Origin of the sequence: Haloferax sp. Atlit-10N, assembly GCF_003586325.1 — an archaeon.
GTDB classification, from domain to species: Archaea; Halobacteriota; Halobacteria; order Halobacteriales; family Haloferacaceae; genus Haloferax; species Haloferax prahovense.
In genome coordinates, this window is record NZ_PSYX01000164.1 from 1 (window position 1) to 452 (window position 452).

1 pseudogene is annotated in these 452 nt (G+C 58.0%); it reads left to right on the plus strand.

Going from position 1 to position 452, the window contains the following annotated elements:
* Positions 1–452 (plus strand): annotated as a pseudogene (locus C5B91_RS21675) (transferase); the annotation flags it as partial.

Here is a 452-nt window from a genome sequence, read left to right on the forward strand (position 1 = left end):
GCCCGAACACGTCCAACGGGCAATGGGTGAAGACGCGAGTCCGTTCAACGAGAAACTCGACGACGCGATGAGCTTCCTGACGAATTTCTTCGCCCTCCGTGGCATCTCACTCGGCGACCGCCGAACGACACTCGAACTCGGCCTCAGACAGGCCTACGAGCGTCATGGCATTACTGATGATATCACGACACACGGCAACCCGAGCCCGACGATTCGAGACATGTTGGACGTCTTCGAAGAAATGGTCGACGACCCCGAGTCGTTCGTCGTCCGGTCGGATGCGGAAGCCGAGAAACTTAGCGACGATGCAACATGGTTGATCGACCAACTGCGGCCCTTCGAGGACGCAGGTCGCTACGCGAATCTCGGGAAGGAATCGGAGTTCGACATCCGTGACGAGAAAGTCATCTACCTCGATCTCGCCCAGCAAGAAGGCAGCGTCGACAGCAGTA